The 1,842-nt window shown below is 72.4% G+C and carries 1 protein-coding gene, 1 tRNA gene and 1 other RNA gene; 2 read left to right on the forward strand and 1 reads right to left on the reverse strand.

The genetic code is table 11. The features are described 5' to 3' along the window. Positions 1–35: 35 nt before the first annotated feature. Positions 36–120, reverse strand: a tRNA-Ser gene (locus tag ACFV4F_RS43240). Between the two features lie 110 nt (positions 121–230). Here ACFV4F_RS43240 and ffs point away from each other — a divergent pair. Next, positions 231–321, forward strand: an RNA gene (gene ffs, locus ACFV4F_RS43245) — signal recognition particle sRNA small type. An 83-nt stretch (positions 322–404) separates the two neighbouring features. Continuing rightward, on the forward strand, positions 405–1,842 hold a 1,438-nt coding region (locus tag ACFV4F_RS43250; protein WP_380511524.1), incomplete at its 3' end, for a DNA polymerase III subunit gamma and tau.

The raw sequence follows: 1,842 nt of genomic DNA on the forward strand, positions 1-1,842 counted from the left end.
CGGTCGGGGCCTTCAACTGCCTTGCTAGGCAAAGGCGGAGGATACGAGATTCGAACTCGTGAGGGGTTGCCCCCAACACGCTTTCCAAGCGTGCGCCCTAGGCCTCTAGGCGAATCCTCCGTGGGAGAGCTTAGTACATGTTTTGGGGTGCTCGCGACCAGCTATCCCGAGGTGGGGAGGTGGGGGTGGCCTGTGGATCGTCGGGGCTGGGATCCGGTAGTGTTGGGGGCAGCCCCTCGTGTGGCGTTATCTCTCTGAACCCCCCCAGGGCCGGAAGGCAGCAAGGGTAGGAGGGCTCTGGCGGGTGCACGGGGGGTCTTTGCGTTCCCGGAGGGCCTTCCAAGGGGCTGCGGGTGGGACGAGGGGTGCCGCGTTTGTCGGTCCGTCCCGATATCGTCGGGGGTGTGTCCCTAGCCCTGTACCGCCGCTACCGCCCCGAGACCTTCGCGGAGGTCATCGGGCAGGAGCACGTGACCGCTCCGCTCCAGCAGGCCCTGCGCAACAACAGGGTCAACCACGCGTACCTGTTCAGCGGGCCGCGCGGCTGTGGGAAGACGACGAGCGCACGCATCCTGGCCCGCTGTCTGAACTGTGAGCAGGGGCCCACGCCGACGCCCTGCGGCGAGTGCCAGTCCTGCCGGGACCTCGCCACGGGCGGGCCCGGGTCGATCGACGTGATCGAGATCGACGCCGCGTCGCACGGTGGTGTGGACGACGCGCGCGAGCTGCGCGAGCGGGCGTTCTTCGCGCCGGTGCACAGCCGGTACAAGATCTTCATCCTGGACGAGGCGCACATGGTGACCTCGGCCGGGTTCAACGCGCTGCTCAAGGTGGTGGAGGAGCCGCCGGAGCACCTCAAGTTCATCTTCGCGACCACCGAGCCGGAGAAGGTCATCGGGACGATCCGGTCCCGGACGCACCACTACCCGTTCCGGCTGGTCCCGCCCGGCACGCTGCGCGACTACCTGGCCGAGGTCTGCGGCCGGGAGGGCATCCAGGTCGAGGACGCGGTGTTCCCGCTCGTCGTCCGGGCCGGCGCCGGGTCCGTGCGCGACTCGATGTCGGTCATGGACCAGCTGCTGGCCGGCGCCACCGAGGGCGGCGTGACGTACCAGATGGCGACGGCGCTGCTCGGGTACACGGACTCGGCGCTGCTGGACGAGGTGGTGGACGCCTTCGCCGCGCAGGACGGCGCGACGGTGTTCCAGGTGATCGACCGGGTGGTCGAGGGCGGGCACGACCCGCGCCGGTTCGTCACGGACCTGCTGGAGCGACTGCGCGACCTCGTGATCCTCGCCACCGTGCCGGAGGCGGGTGAGAAGGGGCTGATCGACGCCCCCGCCGACCGCGTCGCCGTGATGCAGGCCCAGGCGGACGCCTTCGGGGCGGCCGAGCTCAGCCGGGCCGCCGACATCGTCAACACCGGGCTGACCGAGATGCGCGGCAACGCGGCCCCCCGGCTCCAGCTGGAGCTGATCTGCGCCCGCGTGATGCTGCCCGGCGCCTACAGCGACGAGCTGTCGCTCCAGGCACGGCTCGACAAGCTGGAGCGGCGGGCGGCGGCGGGCGGTTTCGCCGCGCCGATGGCGGTACCGGGCACGGCCGCGCCCGTGATGGCGGCGCCCGTGATGGCCGCCCCCGCGGTGGCAGCACCGGTGGTGGCACCGGTGGTGGCGCCGCCCGCAGCGGACGTCCCGGCTCCGGCTCCTGCACCTGTCCAGGAGGCCCCGGTCGCAGCCCCGGCCCCGGCCCCCGCAGCCCCTCCGGCGCCCGCCGCCCCCGCGCCGGGCGCGTGGCCAATCCCGCGCAGCTTCCCGCCCGCCGGCGGCGCCCCCGCAGCCC

It is taken from the genome of Kitasatospora sp. NPDC059722 (assembly GCF_042733235.1).
GTDB lineage: Bacteria > Actinomycetota > Actinomycetes > Streptomycetales > Streptomycetaceae > Kitasatospora.